At 71.1% G+C, this 17,403-nt stretch carries 18 protein-coding genes; 13 read left to right on the top strand and 5 right to left on the bottom strand.

Translation table 11 applies throughout. The features are described from left to right. Positions 1-114 precede the first annotated feature (114 nt). From sthA to ACFWGJ_RS28970, 3 genes are all read left to right on the top strand, one after another. Positions 115-1,518: a Si-specific NAD(P)(+) transhydrogenase gene (gene sthA, locus ACFWGJ_RS28980; RefSeq protein WP_387330382.1), complete on the top strand. Its 1,404-nt coding sequence runs from the start codon at positions 115-117 to the stop codon at positions 1,516-1,518. A gap of 143 nt (positions 1,519-1,661) precedes the next feature. Continuing rightward, positions 1,662-2,282 (top strand): L-threonylcarbamoyladenylate synthase, encoded by a 621-nt coding sequence (locus tag ACFWGJ_RS28975; RefSeq protein WP_189768828.1) that lies wholly within the window; start codon positions 1,662-1,664, stop codon positions 2,280-2,282. A gap of 108 nt (positions 2,283-2,390) precedes the next feature. Continuing rightward, on the top strand, positions 2,391-3,224 hold the full coding sequence (locus ACFWGJ_RS28970) for a sulfite exporter TauE/SafE family protein (protein ID WP_387330379.1): 834 nt from the start codon (positions 2,391-2,393) through the stop codon (positions 3,222-3,224). 32 nt (positions 3,225-3,256) lie between these two features. On the opposite strand, the gene ACFWGJ_RS28965 is transcribed toward ACFWGJ_RS28970, so the two are convergent. The 3 genes from ACFWGJ_RS28965 to ACFWGJ_RS28955 all read right to left on the bottom strand — a co-directional run bounded on the left by ACFWGJ_RS28965 (position 3,257) and on the right by ACFWGJ_RS28955 (position 5,409). Then, on the bottom strand, positions 3,257-3,919 hold the full coding sequence (locus ACFWGJ_RS28965) for an NUDIX domain-containing protein (RefSeq protein WP_387330385.1): 663 nt from the start codon (positions 3,917-3,919) through the stop codon (positions 3,257-3,259). Between the two features lie 100 nt (positions 3,920-4,019). Beyond that, the gene (locus tag ACFWGJ_RS28960; protein ID WP_387330376.1) at positions 4,020-4,796 is read right to left on the bottom strand and encodes a fibronectin type III domain-containing protein; all 777 of its coding nucleotides are present in this window, start codon (positions 4,794-4,796) and stop codon (positions 4,020-4,022) included. Between the two features lie 10 nt (positions 4,797-4,806). Continuing rightward, the gene (locus ACFWGJ_RS28955; protein WP_107015020.1) at positions 4,807-5,409 is read right to left on the bottom strand and encodes a hypothetical protein; all 603 of its coding nucleotides are present in this window, start codon (positions 5,407-5,409) and stop codon (positions 4,807-4,809) included. Positions 5,410-5,743: 334 nt separating this feature from the next. On the opposite strand from ACFWGJ_RS28955, the gene ACFWGJ_RS28950 reads away from it, so the two are divergent. Together ACFWGJ_RS28950 and ACFWGJ_RS28945 are read left to right on the top strand one after the other, a co-directional pair. Further along, a complete protein-coding gene (locus ACFWGJ_RS28950; protein ID WP_387330372.1) occupies positions 5,744-7,801 on the top strand; it encodes a discoidin domain-containing protein in 2,058 nt (685 codons plus the stop codon). Positions 7,802-7,839: 38 nt separating this feature from the next. Continuing rightward, entirely contained in the window at positions 7,840-8,463 is a 624-nt protein-coding gene (locus ACFWGJ_RS28945; protein WP_387330369.1) for a TetR/AcrR family transcriptional regulator, read from the top strand. A 54-nt stretch (positions 8,464-8,517) separates the two neighbouring features. Here the strand turns inward: ACFWGJ_RS28945 and ACFWGJ_RS28940 are convergent, their stop codons facing one another. Beyond that, positions 8,518-9,261 carry a LysR substrate-binding domain-containing protein gene (locus ACFWGJ_RS28940; RefSeq protein WP_387330366.1) on the bottom strand — a complete coding sequence of 248 codons (744 nt, stop codon included), beginning with the start codon at positions 9,259-9,261 and terminating at the stop codon, positions 8,518-8,520. 37 nt (positions 9,262-9,298) lie between these two features. On the opposite strand from ACFWGJ_RS28940, the gene ACFWGJ_RS28935 reads away from it, so the two are divergent. After that, positions 9,299-9,706: a DUF5997 family protein gene (locus tag ACFWGJ_RS28935; RefSeq protein WP_210886498.1), complete on the top strand. Its 408-nt coding sequence runs from the start codon at positions 9,299-9,301 to the stop codon at positions 9,704-9,706. Between the two features lie 59 nt (positions 9,707-9,765). Then, complete coding sequence (locus ACFWGJ_RS28930) at positions 9,766-10,791, top strand: LLM class flavin-dependent oxidoreductase (protein WP_387330363.1); 1,026 nt, start codon at positions 9,766-9,768, stop codon at positions 10,789-10,791. Positions 10,792-10,844: 53 nt separating this feature from the next. On the opposite strand, the gene ACFWGJ_RS28925 is transcribed toward ACFWGJ_RS28930, so the two are convergent. After that, the gene (locus tag ACFWGJ_RS28925; protein ID WP_387330361.1) at positions 10,845-11,153 is read right to left on the bottom strand and encodes a GNAT family N-acetyltransferase; all 309 of its coding nucleotides are present in this window, start codon (positions 11,151-11,153) and stop codon (positions 10,845-10,847) included. Between the two features lie 312 nt (positions 11,154-11,465). Here ACFWGJ_RS28925 and ACFWGJ_RS28920 point away from each other — a divergent pair, with 312 nt between their 5' ends. The 6 genes from ACFWGJ_RS28920 (at position 11,466) to ACFWGJ_RS28895 (ending at position 17,359) form a co-directional block, all read left to right on the top strand. Beyond that, positions 11,466-11,732 carry a hypothetical protein gene (locus ACFWGJ_RS28920; protein ID WP_387330358.1) on the top strand — a complete coding sequence of 89 codons (267 nt, stop codon included), beginning with the start codon at positions 11,466-11,468 and terminating at the stop codon, positions 11,730-11,732. Positions 11,733-12,064: 332 nt separating this feature from the next. After that, on the top strand, positions 12,065-12,739 hold the full coding sequence (locus ACFWGJ_RS28915; protein ID WP_387330356.1) for a response regulator transcription factor: 675 nt from the start codon (positions 12,065-12,067) through the stop codon (positions 12,737-12,739). A gap of 8 nt (positions 12,740-12,747) precedes the next feature. Continuing rightward, complete coding sequence (locus tag ACFWGJ_RS28910; RefSeq protein ID WP_387330354.1) at positions 12,748-14,463, top strand: ATP-binding protein; 1,716 nt, start codon at positions 12,748-12,750, stop codon at positions 14,461-14,463. A 59-nt stretch (positions 14,464-14,522) separates the two neighbouring features. Then, a complete protein-coding gene (locus ACFWGJ_RS28905; protein WP_387330352.1) occupies positions 14,523-14,750 on the top strand; it encodes a hypothetical protein in 228 nt (75 codons plus the stop codon). A gap of 76 nt (positions 14,751-14,826) precedes the next feature. Next, a complete protein-coding gene (locus ACFWGJ_RS28900) occupies positions 14,827-15,393 on the top strand; it encodes an antibiotic biosynthesis monooxygenase (protein WP_387330350.1) in 567 nt (188 codons plus the stop codon). Between the two features lie 205 nt (positions 15,394-15,598). Beyond that, positions 15,599-17,359: a hypothetical protein gene (locus ACFWGJ_RS28895; protein ID WP_387330347.1), complete on the top strand. Its 1,761-nt coding sequence runs from the start codon at positions 15,599-15,601 to the stop codon at positions 17,357-17,359. Positions 17,360-17,403 lie beyond the last annotated feature (44 nt).

The following is a 17,403-nucleotide window of genomic DNA, read 5'->3' as shown; positions in this document are numbered from 1 at the left end:
ACTGCGCGGCCAACCCCCACCGGGCGGCCGTACAGACACAACCCCACCCCCCTCCCCCCGCCCGGAGGGCAACTCACCCTTTCGGGGGACAGGCTCGGCTGACAGACTCTGGTGGTGCGCGACTTCGACTTCCTCGTCATCGGATCCGGCCCGGGCGGCCAGAAGGCCGCCATCGCCGCGGCAAAGCTCGGCCGCCGGGTCGCCGTCGTAGACCGCCCCGACATGGTCGGAGGGGTCTCCATCCACACCGGAACCATCCCCTCGAAGACCCTGCGCGAGGCGGTCCTCTACCTCACTGGTCTCACCCAACGGGACCTGTACGGCCAGAGCTACCGGCTGAAGGAGGACATCACCGTCGCCGACCTGACCGCGCGCACCCAGCACGTGGTCGGCCGCGAGGTCGACGTCATCCGCAGCCAGCTGTCCCGCAACCACGTCTCCCTGTTCGCCGGCACCGGCCGCTTCGTGGACGACCACACCATCGCCCTGCGCGAAGTGACCGGCAACGAGAAGCTGCTGACCGCGGACAACATCGTCATCGCGACCGGCACCAGGCCGGCCAGGCCCGCCACCGTCGAGTTCGACGAGCAGACGATCCTCGACTCCGACAACGTCCTCAACATCGGGCAGGTGCCCCGTTCCATGGTCATCGTCGGGGCCGGCGTGATCGGCATGGAGTACGCCTCCATGTTCGCCGCCCTCGGCAGCAAGATCACCGTGGTCGAACAGCGCCCCGGCATGCTCGACTTCTGCGACGTCGAGGTGATCGAGTCGCTGAAGTACCACCTCAGGGACCTGGCCGTCACCTTCCGCTTCGGCGAGACGGTCGCCGCGGTCGAACGCCACGCGCGGGGCACGCTCACCGTCCTGGAGAGCGGCAAGAAGATCCCCGCGGACGCCGTGATGTACTCCGCCGGCCGGCAGGGCCTCACCGACGAACTCGACCTCGACAAGGCCGGCCTGTCCGCCGACAGGCGCGGGCGGATCAAGGTGGACGAGCACTACCGCACCGAGGTGCCGCACATCTACGCGGTCGGTGACGTCATCGGCTTCCCGGCACTGGCGGCGACCTCGATGGAACAGGGGCGTACGGCGGCGTACCACGCGTGCGGCGAGCCGGTGGCCCGGATGCACGACCTCCAGCCGATCGGCATCTACACGATTCCCGAGATCAGCTTCATCGGGAAGACCGAGGACCAGCTCACCGAGGAACGCGTGCCGTTCGAGGTCGGTATCTCCCGCTACCGCGAACTGGCCCGGGGCCAGATCATCGGCGACTCGCACGGCATGCTCAAGCTGCTCGTCTCCCCCGACGACCGGAAACTGCTCGGCGTGCACTGCTTCGGTACGGGTGCGACGGAGCTGATCCACATCGGGCAGTCGGTGATGGGCTGCGGCGGGACGGTCGACTATCTGGTCGACGCGGTCTTCAACTATCCGACGCTCGCGGAGTCCTACAAGGTCGCCGCGCTCGACGCGACGAACAAGATCCGGCAGATCGACCGGCTTCGGGACTGATCAGGCGCCCCTCGCCGGCGCCGGGCGCTGTTCGATGTCCGGTGCCGGCCGGTGGGCGTCACCCGCGCCCCGCGGGGCAGTCGCACGTGTCACAGCCCCGCGCCCCTGACGGGCCGGAGGCCCGAGGGGCATAAGCTCGGCGCGTGGCAAAGTACTTCGATGTTCATCCCGAGAATCCTCAGGCGCGCACCATCACCCAGGTCGCCGACTCCATTCGTGCGGGTGCGCTCGTCGTCTATCCCACGGACTCCTGCTTCGCGCTGGGGTGCCAGCTGGGCAGTCGTGACGGTATCGACCGGATCCGCTCCATCCGCCGGCTCGACGACCGTCACCACTTCACGCTGGTGTGCCAGAACTTCGCGCAGCTCGGCCAGTTCGTGCAGGTCGACAACGACGTGTTCCGTGCCATCAAGGCTTCGACGCCCGGCAGCTACACGTTCATCCTCCCCGCGACCAGGGAGGTCCCGCGCAAGCTGCTCCACCCGAAGAAGAAGACGGTCGGCGTCCGCATCCCCGATCACGTGGTCGCCCAGGCGCTGCTCGCCGAACTCGGTGAGCCGCTGCTGTCCAGCACCCTCCTGCTGCCCGACGAGGAGGAGCCGATGACCCAGGGCTGGGAGATCAAGGAGCGCCTCGACCACTCCGTCGACGCGGTGATCGACTCCGGCGACTGCGGCACCGAGCCGACCACGGTCATCGACTTCTCCAGCGGCGAGGCCGAGATCGTCCGCAAGGGAGCCGGCGACGTCTCACGGTTCGAGTGACCCGCTGCCCGGCCTCGGCGCGGCGCCGCGGACCATGGTGCGGCGCCCGCCGAACGGTCGGCCGCCTACCGTCGCCTTCATGACCATCGATGTACGGCGGGGCCTCGCGTGACGCCGTGGGAGGCCGTCGCGGTGTTCGCGGCGGGCGTGGCCGCGGGCGGCGTCAACACCGTGGTCGGTTCCGGCACCCTGATCACCTTTCCCGTGCTGCTGGCCACGGGTCTGCCGCCCGTCACCGCGACCGTATCGAACGCGCTCGGTCTCGTCCCCGGCGCCGTCAGCGGGGCGTTCGGCTACCGCAAGGAGCTGCGTGGTCAGCGGCGCCGCATCCTCAGGCTGAGCGTGGGTGCGCTGGTGGGCGGCTTCACGGGGGCCGTGCTGCTGCTGGCGCTGCCCGCGACGGCGTTCGAGAGGATCGTGCCGGTCGTGGTGGGTCTGGCGCTCGTCCTGGTCGCGTTCCAGCCGCTGATCACGAAGCGTTTGCGCCGCCGCGCGACGGATCGTTCGTCGGATCGTGCATCGGCTACGGGTCCGCCGGGGCCGGTCGCGCGGTTCTCCGGGCCTCTCAAGGACGGGCCGCGCCACCGCGACGGCGGCCCGTTGCTGTTCGTCGGGCTGACCCTCGCGAGCGTCTACGGCGGCTACTTCGCGGCGGCGCAGGGGATCATCTACATGTCCCTGATGGGGGTGCTCCTCGACGAGACGATGCAACGCCTCACCGCCGTCAAGAACGTCCTCGTCGCCGTCGTCAACACCGTCGCCGCGGCCTTCTTCCTCTTCGTCGCGGACTTCGACTGGACGGCCGTCGCGCTGATCGCCGTCGGCTCCGCGATCGGCGGGCAGCTCGGCGCCGCGGTCGGCCGCCGCTTCAGCCCGGTGGTCCTGCGCGTCCTCATCGTGACGGTCGGCACGGTCGCCCTCGTCCAGCTGCTGGTGCGCTGACCGCCGCGTGCACACCCGGGCGACGGCGGGGGTCACTTGCTGAACGGTCCCTCCAGCGCCGCCCACTGCAACAGCATGATGGTCTTGGCGTCGGCGATCTCGCCCGTACGGATCATGCCCAGGGCCTGCCTGAAGGGCAGTTCGACGGTCTCGATGTCCTCGCCCTCCTCGTCCAGCCCGCCGCCCTCGTGGGTGCGGGTGGCCGGTCCGTAGGAGGCGGCGTAGAAGGTGACGCGCTCGGTGACCGAGCCCGGGCTCATATAGACGTCGAAGACCCGCTCGACCTCGCCGACCGTGTGCCCGGTCTCCTCGATGACCTCGCGCCGTACGGCGACCTCGGGGTGCTCGTCGTCATCGTCGAGCAGACCGCCCGGTGTCTCGACGAGCATGCCGTCGGGGTGTCCGTTGACGTACACGGGATAGCGGAACTGCCGGGTCAGCAGCACGGTCCCGCGTTCCGTGTCGTACAGCAGGATCGTGGCGCCGTTGCCGCGGTCGTGCGTCTCGCGCTCCTGGGTGGACCAGGTGCCGTCGGCGAGCTGGAGGTCGAACGTCGTGGTGCGCTCCACGTACCAGTGGCAGGACAGCAGGGTCACGTCCCGCACCTTGACCCGGGGGTTCCCGGTCAGGTCGAGGCCGACCCGGTCGAGTCCGGTACGGCCCCTGCGGTCCGGGGTGTCGATGCCCGCGGTCATCGTGCGCCGACCGCGGAGGAGGTACGGGTGGAAGAAGTGCGGGTGGTACAAGTGGTCATGTCCTGCTTCTACCATCCCTGTCCCGCCGCTGTCAGGCGTGTCATTGATCAGTGGAGGCGCCGGTGGTCAGCCGGACGACGTTCGACAGCGCGCCGCGCGTGAACGCCCGGACCCGGTAGGACCCCCGTTTCTCGGTGGGCAGGGTGATCAGCCCCGCGGAATTGACGTCGGATTCGAAGACGGCGACGGGCGCGAACCCGGAGCCCCCGTCCGAGTCCCCGCCAGGGCTCCCGGAGATACGGGACTCCAGCAGAAAGCCGTCCTCGTCCGACGCGTGGTCCATCCATGTGAACAGGATGCCGTTCGCGTGCTTGATCACGGCCTTGAGGCCGGTGGGCGCCCCGGCGCCCGTGGACCGTAGCGGCCGGCCCGGGGCAGTCCGTTCCGGGTCCCTGCGGGCGGGCAGCCAGTCGTGGCCGGCGTCCTCGTCCGCCGCTGTCAGTCCGCCCGGGGGCAGGGTGACGTCGACCGGCTGTGAGGCGGGGCCGGCAAAGGCGCGCAGCCGGTAGTGGAACGTGGTGTGGGGCATCAGATCGGGGTGCCGGTAGCTCGTCACCCGGGGCGGCAGATACTGCAGCACGGTGTACGGGCCCGCCGCGTCCGTCGCGAATTCGAGGATGTGGCCGGACGTACCCGGACCGCCCCCGCTCCAGTGCAGGTCGATGTCGGTGGGCGAGACGCGCTCGGCGCGGAGCACGACGTCAGAGGCCGTGGCCGCCGTGCGGGGCGGGCCGCAGGCCGACAGCACCGGTCCGACGAGCAGGGCAAGAGCCAGGACCAGGACTGTCGGCGCCGCGCCGCGTACGGGAACTCTCATGTTCGCGCTGCTACTTGCGCCAGAACTTGACGTTGCTCCACACGACGGTGGCCGGACCGTTGCCGCTGTTGGTGCGGTAGGCGCCGAACTTGTCGTAGAAGCTGCCACCAGGGCTCGCGTAGGTGTGCTTGAGCGAGCCGTTGATGTAGGTGCGGTGCGAAGTACCCACCTGGTGCACGGTGTTGACCCGGACGGTGGCGCCGACCGTGCCGGCGTCGGAGAGGGTGTCGCCGCCGTGGACCGCGTACAGCCGTCCCCCGCGTTCGGCGGCGAGCATGAAGTACGGGCCTGCCGCCGACTCGTTGAAGGTCTGCTTGAGGCTGATCCGGGTGCCGCTGAGGCTGCTGATCCGGAAGTAGCCCTCGAACTGGCGGGTGCCGCCGGTGTAGGTGGCGTACCGCCGCTCGGCCCGCTGGTCCCCGCTCGCGGTGGAGCAGGTGAGCTGGAAGGTCAGGCCGTCGACCTGCCCGCAGCCGCGTTCCTGCACGGTGTAGGTGGGTGAGACCGAGGTCCAGCCACCTGGCTCCACCTCGGCGAGGGCGTTCGGGGCGGCGGCCAGGAGGGAAGCGCATACCGCGCCTGTGACGGTGAGTGCTCTGGAGCGCGTGAGCATGTCGACTCCTCAGATGTGGGGGGTTCGCCGGCCGTTCACATACGCATCCACATATATGAACGATGGGCGTGTCACTGAACAGCTGAGTGGGAAGGTAGGACTGGACCAACGAGCCGTCAAGAGGTCCGTACGTGCGGGCCGGTGGGGGTTGCTCGCACAGTTCCCCGCGCCCCTGCCGTGCGCGGCCGAACCGACCGCCCGCCGACCCGACGCCCCATCAGGTCAAGCGTCCCGGACCCTTGACTCCGTCCGTCGCAGTCGGGATTCTCGTCCCACGCGTTTGCAGGAGTCATGACAAGCAGCGTGTCGTCGACCGAAGACGTGGGTGATGTTCATGACCCGACAGCCTCTCCACCGGCGCCGACCTCTCGCGGTCCTGTCGCTGCTGCTCGTCGTGATGGCCATGGCGCTCGGGCCCACGCCCAGTTCCGCCGCCGGGACGGACTGGTGGGACCCGGCCTCGCGGCCCGCGCCCGACTCGCAGATCAACGTCACCGGGGAGCCCTTCAAGGGCACGAACTCCCAGGGCGAGGTACGCGGGTTCGTCGACGCGCACAACCACATCATGGCCAACGAGGCCTTCGGCGGGCGGCTCATCTGCGGCAAGTCCTTCTCCCGGGCGGGAGTCGCCGACGCCCTCAAGGACTGCCCCGAGCACTACCCCGACGGCTCGCTGGCCCTCTTCGACTTCATCACCAACGGCGGTGACGGCAAGCACGACCCGGACGGCTGGCCCACGTTCAAGGACTGGCCCGCCCATGACTCGCTGACCCACCAGCAGAACTACTACGCCTGGGTCGAGCGGGCCTGGCGCGGCGGCCAGCGCGTACTCGTCAACGACCTCGTCACCAACGGCGTGATCTGCTCGGTCTACCCCTTCAAGGACCGCAGCTGCGACGAGATGACCTCGATCCGGCTGCAGGCGAAGCTGACGTACGACATGCAGGACTACATCGACGCCATGTACGGCGGCCCGGGCAAGGGCTGGTTCAGGATCGTCACCGACAGCGCGCAGGCCCGCGAGGTCGCCCAGCAGGGCAAACTCGCCGTCGTCCTCGGCGTGGAGACCTCCGAGCCGTTCGGCTGCAAGCAGATCCTGGACATCGCACAGTGCGACAAGGCCGACATCGACGCCGGCCTCGACGAGCTGTACGACCTCGGTGTGCGCAGCATGTTCCTGTGCCACAAGTTCGACAACGCCCTGTGCGGAGTCAGGTTCGACGAGGGCGGCCTCGGTACGGCGATCAACGTCGGCCAGTTCCTGTCGACAGGCACCTTCTGGCAGACGGAGAAGTGCACGGGCCCGCAGCACGACAACCCCATCGGGGGCGCGGCGGCGCCGGGCGCCGAGAAGGAACTGCCCGCGGGCGTCGACGTACCGACGTACGACGAGGACGCGCAGTGCAACAAGCGGGGGCTCACCGATCTCGGCGAGTACGCCGTGCGCGGGCTGATGAAGCGCAAGATGATGCTGGAGATCGACCACATGGGCGTCAAGGCCACCGGCCGCGCCCTCGACATCTTCGAGGCCGAGTCCTACCCCGGCGTGATCTCCTCGCACAGCTGGATGGACCTGAACTGGACCGAGCGGGTCTACCGGCTCGGCGGGTTCATCGCCCAGTACATGCACGGCTCCGAGCAGTTCGGCGCGGAGGCCGCGCGGACCAAGGCCCTGCGTGACAAGTACGACGTGGGCTACGGCTACGGCACCGACATGAACGGCGTCGGCGGCTGGCCGGCCCCGCGCGGCGCGGACGCCCCGAACCCCGTCCGGTACCCCTTCCGCAGCACCGACGGCACCGCCGTGCTCGACCGGCAGACCACCGGGCAGCGCACCTGGGACATCAACACCGACGGCGCCGCCCACTACGGGCTGGTACCGGACTGGATCGAGGACATCCGGCTGGTCGCGGGCCAGGGCGTCGTGGACGACCTGTTCCGGGGCGCGGAGTCCTACCTCGACACCTGGGGCGCGTCGGAGCGGCACCGGGCGGGCGTGAACCTCGCCAAGGGCGCGCCCGCGTCGGCCAGTTCGTCCGAGTCGAGCATCTTCACCAGTTACGGGCCAGGCCGCGCCGTGGACGGTGACACGGGCACCCGCTGGGCCAGCGACTGGAGCGACGACCAGTGGCTGCGGATCGACCTCGGTTCCACCAGCACGGTCAGGCGCGTCACCCTCGACTGGGAGCGCGCCTACGCGAAGTCGTACCGGGTGGAGGTCTCCACCGACGGCACCGACTGGCAGTCCGTGTGGTCCACCACCGCCGGGGACGGCGGTCTGGACACGGCCCGGTTCTCCGGCGTACCCGCCCGGTATGTGCGGATCCACGGGCTGGACCGCGGTACGGACTGGGGTTACTCCCTGTACGAGGTGGGCGTCCACGGCAGTTGACACCCACCCGCGACGAGCAGGCGCGAAAGGGACACCCCATGGCACGGATGCCGTCGGCCGAGCGGCGCCGTCAGCTCACCGAGGCGGCCATCCGCGTGATGACCCGGGACGGCGTCCCCAGGACGACGACCCGGTCCATCGCGGCCGAGGCGGGCGTGTCACTGAGCGTCTTCCACTACTGCTTCGACTCCAAGCAGGCGCTGATCGAGTCCGTCATCGAGACGATCACCAGTCACTCCGTCACGCTGGTGCGCGAGGCGATCCGGCCGAGGGCGACCCTGCGGGAGACGGTCGCGGCCGGCTTCCAGGCCTACTGGGACCATGTGTCCGCGCACCCGGGCGAGCACATGCTCACGTACGAGCTGACGCAGTACGCCCTGCGGCAGCCGGGGTTCGAGCATCTGGCGCGGCGGCAGTACGAGCTGTACTCCGACACGTACGCCGAACTCATCGGGCAGCTCGGCCGTGAGATGGATTTCTCGCTGCGCGTGCCCGTGCCGGTGCTGGCGCGCTATCTGGCGGCCATGACCGACGGGCTGACGCTCAACTTCCTGGTGCTCGGGGACGATTCGGCGTGGGCGGACGTCCTGGACACGATCACGGATCACGTGGCGGGGCTTGTCCGTGACACGGACGAGGGCGTGACCTCGCACGGTCCGTAGTACCTGCGGGTCCGGTGGGGGCTGGGCGCGCAGTTCCCCGCGCCCCTTGAGGGCTCAGCGACCTCGGGGTTTGCCTCGCTTGGCGCTCTTCGTGGTCTTGGCACCCTTGGGTTTGCCCGCAGTCGGTTTGCGCCGCGGGGTGGCCTTGGCCGGGGAGCGGGCCGGCTTCTGCTCGGCCGCGGGCTGCGTGCGGCCCCGGGAGCTGTTGACGGTGCGGCCACGGACGATACCGATGAAGTCCTCCACCAGGTCGGTGGTCCGGTCCACGGGCCACGACAGGGCGACCCGTGACTCCGGGGCGTCCGTGACCGGCCGGTACGTGAGGTCCTTGCGGTGGTGGAGGCGGGCGATCGACTGCGGGACGACCAGGAGCCCCACTCCCGCGGCCACCAGGTCGACCGCGTCGGCCGTCGTGGCGGGGCGCTCGATCGCTGGGCGGCCCGGCAGGCGCTCCCAGCCCAGGGGGTCGTCGAGGGGGTGCAGCACGATGTCGTCCGCCAGGTCCTCGGCGCTCACCTCGTCCACCGCGGCCACGACGTGGTCCTTGGGGACGACGACCACGGTCGTCTCGGCGTAGAGGGGGATCGCGCTGAGGTCCGTACCGCCGACCGGCAGCCGGACCAGCCCCGCGTCGGCGGCGCCGCCGCGCAGCGCGTCGAGGGCCTCGCCGACGGACATCGCGTGGAGCGTCAGGGGGACGTCGGGCAGCCGCTCGTTCCAGATCCGCACCCATTTGCTGGGCGTCACTCCCGGGACATACGCGAGCCGGAACGAAGGGGATTCTTCCGAGCCTGTCACCTGGCCAGGTTACCCGGCGTGGTCGGCGCTGGTTCACATGCTCGATACCCTTGCGGTTATGACGTCGCACGAGAACACCCAGACGATGAAGCCCGCGACCGCGGCGAAGAAGCTGGGTGTGTACCTAGAGGCCACACCCGCCGAGTTCCAGGAAGGTGTCGTCTCGCGCTCCGAGCTCACCGCGCTCCAGGCCGATCCGCCCGAGTGGCTGCGGGAGCTGCGGCGCACCGGCCCGCACCCCCGGCCGGTGGTCGCCGCCAAGCTCGGTGTCTCCATCTCCGGGCTCGCCCGCGGCGGGGTGACGGACGCCCTGACCACGGACGAGATCGAGGCGTTGAAGGCGGACTCCCCGGAGTGGCTGCAGAAGGAGCGCGCCACGCAGGCCGAGGTCCGCAAGGAGACGGCACGCATCAAGGAACTCAAGGACAAGAAGGCCGAGCGGTAGCAGCCGGGCCGTAGCAGTGCAGTACCCGTAGAACTCGTGCCGGACGCTGGAGGAGCCCCGTGCCGCTGCCCACCCGACCGCTGCGGAAGCTGGGCTTCCTGACCATCGGCCTGTTCGACGGCGCCGATCCCCGCGCGGGCCACGAGTCCACGCTGGAGATCATCGAACTCGGCGAGCGGCTGGGCTTCGACAGCGCGTGGCTGCGTCACCGCCACCTCCAGTACGGGATCTCCTCCCCCGTCGCCGTCCTCGCGGCGGCCTCGCAGCGCACCAGCCGCATCGAGCTGGGCACCGCGGTCATCCCGCTGGGCTGGGAGAACCCGCTGCGCCTCGCCGAGGACCTGGCCACGGTCGACCTCCTGTCCGGGGGCCGCCTCAATCCGGGGGTCAGCGTCGGTCCGCCGATGCACTTCGACCAGGTCAAGGACGCGCTGTATCCGGACACGGCCGACTCCGAGGACTTCGGCTACGACCGGGTGAGCCGTCTGCTGGACTTCGTCCGCGGCAAGCCGGCCACCGACTTCAGCGGGGTCGAGGGGTTCGAGGTGTTCTCCGACCGCGTCCAGCCGCACGCCGCGGGGCTGGGCGGCCGGCTCTGGTACGGCGGCGGCAGCCTGCGCTCGGCCCGGTGGGCGGGCGAGCACGGCATGAACTTCCTGACCAGCAGTGTCGTGAAGGCGGAGGAGTCCGAGGACTTCGCCGAGATCCAGCTGTCCCACGTACGGGCCTTCCGTGCCCAGCACCCCGACGGCGAGCGCGCCCGCGTCTCCCAGGGGCTCGTCGTCATCCCCACCGACAGTGCCACTGCCGAGCAGCGCGCGAAGTACGAGGCGTACGTCGAGAAGCGCACTCCGCGTACGGCGACGACCCACGGTCCCGCGCGCATGATGTTCGCGCCCGATCTCGTCGGGACCTCCGCAGAGATCGCCGAACGGCTGTACGCCCAGGCCGCGTTCAGGGAGATCGACGAGGTCGCGTTCGCGCTGCCGTTCACCTTCGAGCACGCGGACTACGTCCAGATCCTCACCGACATCGCCACCCGGCTCGGCCCGGCACTGGGCTGGCGGCCGTCGGCCCAGGGATAGCGGGCCTCTCCCCGGCCCGCCTCAGTCCCGGCCTGCCCCAGTCGCGGTCCGCCTCAGTCGCTGACCCTGCTGCGGGCCTGGTACAGCAGGTCGCCGTACTCGGGGTGGCGGGCGATCCAGCCGGCGTAGAAGGGGCAGGTGGCCAGCACCCGCAGGCCGGCTGCTCGGGCCTCGTCGAGGGAGGCCCGGACCAGCGCGGAGCCCACGCCCTTGCCCTCGCACTCCGGGCTCACCTCGGTGTGCACGAACGCGATGAGTTCCGTCGTGCGGATGTACTGCGCGTACCCCGCGACCTCGGACGCTCCGTCGAGCCGGGCCTCGTAGCGCTGCGCCTCGGGGGCGTCGCTCACCTCCACCGCCATGTTCTTCTTCTCCCTGTGTACCTACGGTCCGTGTACCCACGGTCGATCGTGAGTACGGTCGATCAAGGTCACGACCCTAACCCACACAGGGCCGAAACCGTCCGGCGCACCCTCGCTGACCTGCCCGGATCCCCGGTCGCTCCCGGGGCTGCCGGGACCGCGCCCGCGCCTGGGGCACCCACGTATGGGTGATGAACGCTCGCCGACCGCACGCCCCGCCCCGAGCATGGCTGTAGGAGCGGCGAGGCCACGCGATCCGTGTGGCCGGATCTCCCGCTCATCCGTCCATCACCTCTCCATCAGGGAGCAACCATGCGTGTGCGTACCATCCTTGCCGCCGGCGTCTTCGCCGCCACCGCGATCCTGGGCAGTGCCGGCGCGGCGATCGCCGACGACCACGACGAGCGCCACAACGATGGCCGCAACGACAGCCGCTACGAGGGCGACTTCCGCGCATGCGGCGTGTTCTCGGGTGCCGGCGACGGTCACGCCTACTACGGCGACGGCTGCGCGGCCTCCCACTGGGAGGGCGAGAACCACGGCTCCCAGCACGGTGGCGGTCACCACTTCGGGCGCTGACGGGCTGTAGCGCCACAGCTCGGGGAACGGTCGTCACGACCGTTCCCCGACGCGTGTCCCGGCGGCCCGGGACGCCTCGCCGAACCGATGTCACCACCGGTCGGCGCCCTCCGTCGACGTCCCCCGTCGTCGTCCGGCGTTGTTCCGGCCCGGACCCGTACGGCGGTGTGCGCGCTCCCCGCGCCGCACGAGCCCGTGCCGGAACTCCCCCGTGTCGGCTCCCCCTTGAACCGTGGGTGCCTCCTGTTCTACCTTCGCCACATGGTCGGGGCATCAACGCCCGCTCATCGGCGGCACAACGTGCGGGCGGCAGTGAGGCCGGGTGGTGACAGTTGCGTCCACATCTCGCGCTGATCGACGACGACACCGACTTCGCACTGATGTGCCGTGCCTATCTGGAGCGTGAGGGCTTCACGGTCACCTGGGCCATGGACGCCCGGGCCGGCAAAGCAGTCATGCACCACGGCGAGGTGGATCTGGTCGTCCTCGACCTGGGGCTTCCCGACGGCAGCGGACTCGAACTGCTGCGGGCCCTGCGCGCCACCAGCCGACTGCCGGTGATCGTCGTCAGCGGACGCGGCCACGAGACGGACCGGGTGGCCGGGCTGGAGATCGGCGCGGACGACTATCTCGTCAAGCCCTTCTCGCAGCGGGAGTTGGTGGCGCGGATCGGCGCCGTACTGCGCAGGTCCCGGCCGCCGGAAGTCCCGGCCGTCCTCGACGTGGGCTCGCTGCGCATCGACACGGCCGCGTGTCTGGCGAGCGGCACGGGTGTCGCTCTGACCCTGCGTCCCAAGGAGTACGCCCTCCTGGAACTCCTCGCGCGCTCCCCCGGCCGCGTCTTCTCCGCCGAGCAGTTGCTGGAGCGGATCTGGGGCGCGTCCTGGCAGCCGTCCGCCACCGTGATCGAGCACGTGTACCGGCTGCGCGGAAAACTCGCCCGACTCCCCGTGCCCGCCCCGAGGATCACCACGGTGCGCGGCTACGGGTACCGCCTCGACCCCTGAGAGCCGCCGTGTCCACGACCAGTCCGTCGAGCAACCCCTCGGGCATCCCCGCGGGCGACCCCCACACCGTGCCGGACTTCCGGCAGCTCTTCGACTTCGCGCTCTCCCCGTTGCTCATCCTGGCGCCGGACTTCGTCATCGTCGAGGTCAACCGCGCCTATCTCGCGGCCACCGGCAGAGGGCGGGACATCGTCGGGCGTCTCATCTTCGACGTGTTCCCCGACAACCCGGCCGATCCCTCGGCCGACGGCGTCGCCAACCTGCGCCGGTCCCTGGAGACGGTGGTGGGCACGGCACGCACCGACACGATGGCGCTGCAGCGGTACGACATCCCGGCGGGCGAGGACACCGGCGACGGCACCGGGTTCGTCGAGCGCTGGTGGAGCCCGGTCAACACTCCGGTGCTGGACGCCGGGGGCCGGGTGTCGCACATCATCCACCGGGTGGAGGACGTCACCGAGTTCGTGCTGGTGCGACAGGCCGGGCACGAGAACGAGCGGGCCGCCGCGGAGGCGCAGTCCCGCGCGGAGGGCATGGAGATCGACCTGTTCGTCCGCGCCCGGGAGATCCGCGAGGTCAACGAGCAGTTGCGGCGCCTCAACGCCGACCTCGACGCGGCGGGCCACCGGTTGCGGGAGGAACAGCGCGCCAAGGACCGGTTCATCGCGACGCTCTCGCACGAACTGCGCAACCCGCTGGCCGCCGCCACCGCGGCGACCGAGCTGCTGGGGCTCGACATGCCCGGCGGCCATCCCGCGCTGTCCGTCCTGGAACGGCAGCTCGGCATCCTGGCCCGGATGAGCAACGACCTGCTGGACGGCACCCGCGCGGTGACCGGACGGCTGGAGCTGGTGCCCGAGCGGATGGACCTGCGCTCGGCCGTCGAGAGCGCCTGCGCCGACATCCGCGGCCTGTTCGGGCACGAGGGGCGCGTGCTGGAGATCCGGCTGCCCGACCGTCCGGTGCTCGTCGACGGCGACCGGCTGCGGCTGGCCCAGGTGCTGACCAACCTGCTGTCCAACGCGCTCAAGTACACGCTGCCCGGCGGCCGTACGGCCATAGACCTGTCGGTCGCAGCGGGCCGGGCCCGGCTCACCGTCCAGGACGACGGGATCGGTTTCGACCCCGGGCAGGCCGAGGAACTGTTCGGGGTGTTCATGCGGGCCGCGCCGGCCGGACCGCAGACCCCCGAGGGCCTGGGCCTCGGCCTGTCGGTGGTCCGCACCATCCTCGATCTGCACGGCGGCCGGATCTCCGCGCACAGTGACGGTCCCGGTACCGGAGCCTCGTTCACCGCCGTGCTGCCGCTGGCCGCGTCCGACGGCGACCCGCCGCCGGCCCGGCCCGTGACGGCCCGCCGTGGGCGCAAGCAGCTGGCCGTCCTGATCGTCGAGGACAACACGGATCTCGCCGCGACCTACCGCACACTGCTGGACCGCCAGGGGCACCACGTCACGGTCGTCCACACGGGCGCGGACGCCGTCACCGCGACCGGGAGCCACCTCTTCGACGTCGTCGTGTGCGATCTCGGGCTGCCCGACATGGACGGCTACGAGGTGGCCCGTACCGTGCGCTCGCGCCCGCAGGGTGCCTCTGTGCGTCTCATCGCGGTCTCCGGCTTCAGCCGCGGCACCGACCGTACGCTGTCCCGCGAGGCCGGATTCGACGCCCACCTGGCGAAACCCCTGCCGCTCGCGGATCTGCTGGACCTCCTGGAGGCCTGACCGTCCCGGGAGTGCCCGGGCGCCCGGGTCGAAAGGGTTCGCGTGGGTACTCATATCTCATGACTGACGTGGTGGACTCCGACGAACTCCTGCGCCGTATCCAGCGGGCCCGCTCCTGGGCCGGCCGGGAGGAGCAGACGTGGAAGGCACGCAGCGAGGAGCTGAAGACCGCCGATCCGGACAGCTCACGCGACGCCGAGCTGCGCGGACACACCTATGAGGCCGTGCGCAAAGCGCTGGACGAGATAGTCACCCCGGGGGTGCACGACGGGAACGGGCAGGCCTGACGGCCGTCCTCACCGGTACCGGTCCGTTGCGCCGGTGTGTGCATGACCCGTCCCGCCCATGGAACCCGATGTGGTCATGAGCACCCCGCACGTCCCATGCGCCGAACCCGTCACCACGGTCCTCACCTGGCAGGTACGTCCCGGCCGTGAGGACGAATTCGAGGAGTGGACCCGGGGCGTCGCCGACTGCGTCGCGCGCTTCCCCGGCAGTCAGGGGGTGTCCTGGCTGCGCCCGGAGCCCGGGCACCGGTTCCACGCGGTGCTGCGCTTCGCCGACCCGCAGCGGCTCACCGACTGGCTGGTCTCGTCCGAGCGGGCGGAGTGGCACGCGCGGATCGAGGGCATCGCCACCGAGGTCCGCGACGAGCGCCAGTCGACCACCGGGATGGAGAGCTGGTTCCGGCTCCCCGGCACCACCGTGCAGGCCCCGCCGCGCTGGAAGATGGTCCTGACGACGTTCCTCGGCGCCTATCCCATGACGTTCCTCATCCAGTGGCTGGTGGCGCCCGCCACGGCGGCCTGGCCCCTGCCGCTGCGCGCCGCCGTCTTCCCCGTCGTGCTGCTGCCGGTGCTCACCTATCTGGTCATGCCGGGGCTCAGCAGGCTGCTGCGGTTGTGGCTGTACGGCACACCCGACGACTGACCCCGTGAGCGGTCCGGTTCCGGCCCCCGTCACACGTACGCCTCATCCCGTTGGCGGCGTTTGGCGGGGGCGCTTAGAAAGGTCGCACAGCAACTCTCGGGCCGCACGTCCGGGCCACGACAGCGACTGCACCCTTCGTAGGGAGCCGAGTATGACAACACGTTCGCCTTTCGACGCCGATCGACCTGGCATATCACCCGAGAGCGTGGTCGACGCCACCATTCCGCCGCTACCCGCCTCCGCGCCCTGGCACGCCGTGCCGGAGGAGGCGCCGGACCGGCCGGCGCGCAGAACCGAGCGCCGGTACACCGACGCGGCCGAGTCCCGGTACGCCGGACCGGCCGAAACCGTCGAGCAGCGGTACGCCGACCCTGCCGATGCCGATGAGCACCGGTACGCCGACCCCGCCGACGAGATCGACCACCGCTACCCCGACCCGCTCGACGAGGTCGAGCAGCGGTACGCGGACCCGGCCGACGCCGCCGAGCACCGGTACGCCGACCCCGCCGACGACATCGACCGCCGGCACCCCGAGCCGGCCGACGACATCGCCCGGCGGTATCCCGACGCGGCCGACCGGGCGCCCCGCCGCTACACCGCCTCCCCGGCCGACCGGAACGACAGGGACGGCCGGAGCGACCGGGACGCGAGGGACGGCCGGGACGCCAGGGACGGCCGGGACGCCAGGGACGGCCGGGACGCCAGGGACGAGAGGGAGCACCGGGAGGAGCGCGACGAGCGCCGCCACTCGGAACCTGCCGACGGGACCCGCCGCGCGTACCCGGCCGCTCCCCCCGCCTCTGCCCCTGCCTCCGGCTCCGCCCCTGCCTTCGGCTCCGCACCGGCACCGGCCCCCGCCCCGGCCGCCAAGGCCGACCCGCGGGCCACCGACTCGGCCGCCGAGTTCGACAGGAAGTACCCCGACCAGGGTGAGATCGAGTCCGACCCCGCGTACATCAACCCGGTCGACGGACTGGTGCACGCCGCGGTGGCCGACCGGCCGCTGGAAGAGGTGATCGAGCTCATCGAGCTGCTGGAGCAGTCACCGGAGTACGCGAGGGCCACGGTCGACGCGCTCCGGGCGGTCGGCACGGACCGGTCCGTGGAGGACGTGAGCCGGCTGGTGGCCCTGCTGACCAGGCCGCCGAGGAACGCCGACAGCGCCGACGAGGCGATCCGCGCGGCGGCCGAGGGCCGGCCCGTGGAGGACGTCACCCGGCTGATGGCGCTGCTGCACCGGCCCCCGCTGGAACCCCACTGCGGTGAGGCCGCGGTGCGGGCCGCCGCCACCAGCCGCCCGGTCGACGAACTGGTCGAGCTGATCGGCCGCATGGCCCATGAACAGGGCGTGCGCGAGGGCCGGCAGCAGTCGAAGCCGCCGACACGCGAGGAGAAGAAGGCGGCCGAGGCGGCGCGCGCGGCCGCGAAGGACGGGCCCCCCTCCGGGGACCGGCTGCTCGCCGAGGGCGGCACGGTCGCCATCGGCCGGACGGCCCGTACGCGCCGCAACCGGCCCGCGAAGACCGTCGACTCACCCGCCTGGCCCCGCTTGGCGGCGGCCCTGATGCTCATGGTGTGCGGGCTGGCGCACTTCCCGCCGCACCGCGACGGCACCTCCGTCAGCGCCTTCGGGTTCGTCGTCGCAGGCTGCGGTCTGTGCGTCCTGCTGGGGCTGGCACTGCTGCGCCGCAGCGTGGTGCCCGTGCTCGCCCTGGGCATCATCGTTCCCGCGGCGCTCGCCGTCGCCCAGCTCCTGGAAGGCCGGATCCAGTCGCGGGGCCTGTCCCGGGCCCTGGATCTGACCCTCGCGCCGCCGTGGCTCGCCGGTCTGGCGGCCGTGCTCGCCGCGCTGGCGGCCCTGACGGCGCTGGTCTCGCTGCTGGCCTCGTCGAGGCCCCGTCCGCGGCCCGACGTACGGCAGTTGGCCGGACAGCCGGCCGAACCGGACCGGGCGTCCGCGGGCTGACCCCGGCGGGACGTTGAACGGCGGCTGCCCCACACCCTCGGGTG

This window comes from Streptomyces sp. NPDC060205 (assembly GCF_042728395.1).
In the GTDB taxonomy this organism is placed as follows: domain Bacteria; phylum Actinomycetota; class Actinomycetes; order Streptomycetales; family Streptomycetaceae; genus Streptomyces.
Note: the sequence above shows the minus strand (reverse complement) of the source record. Positions and strands in the feature narration are given on the sequence as shown.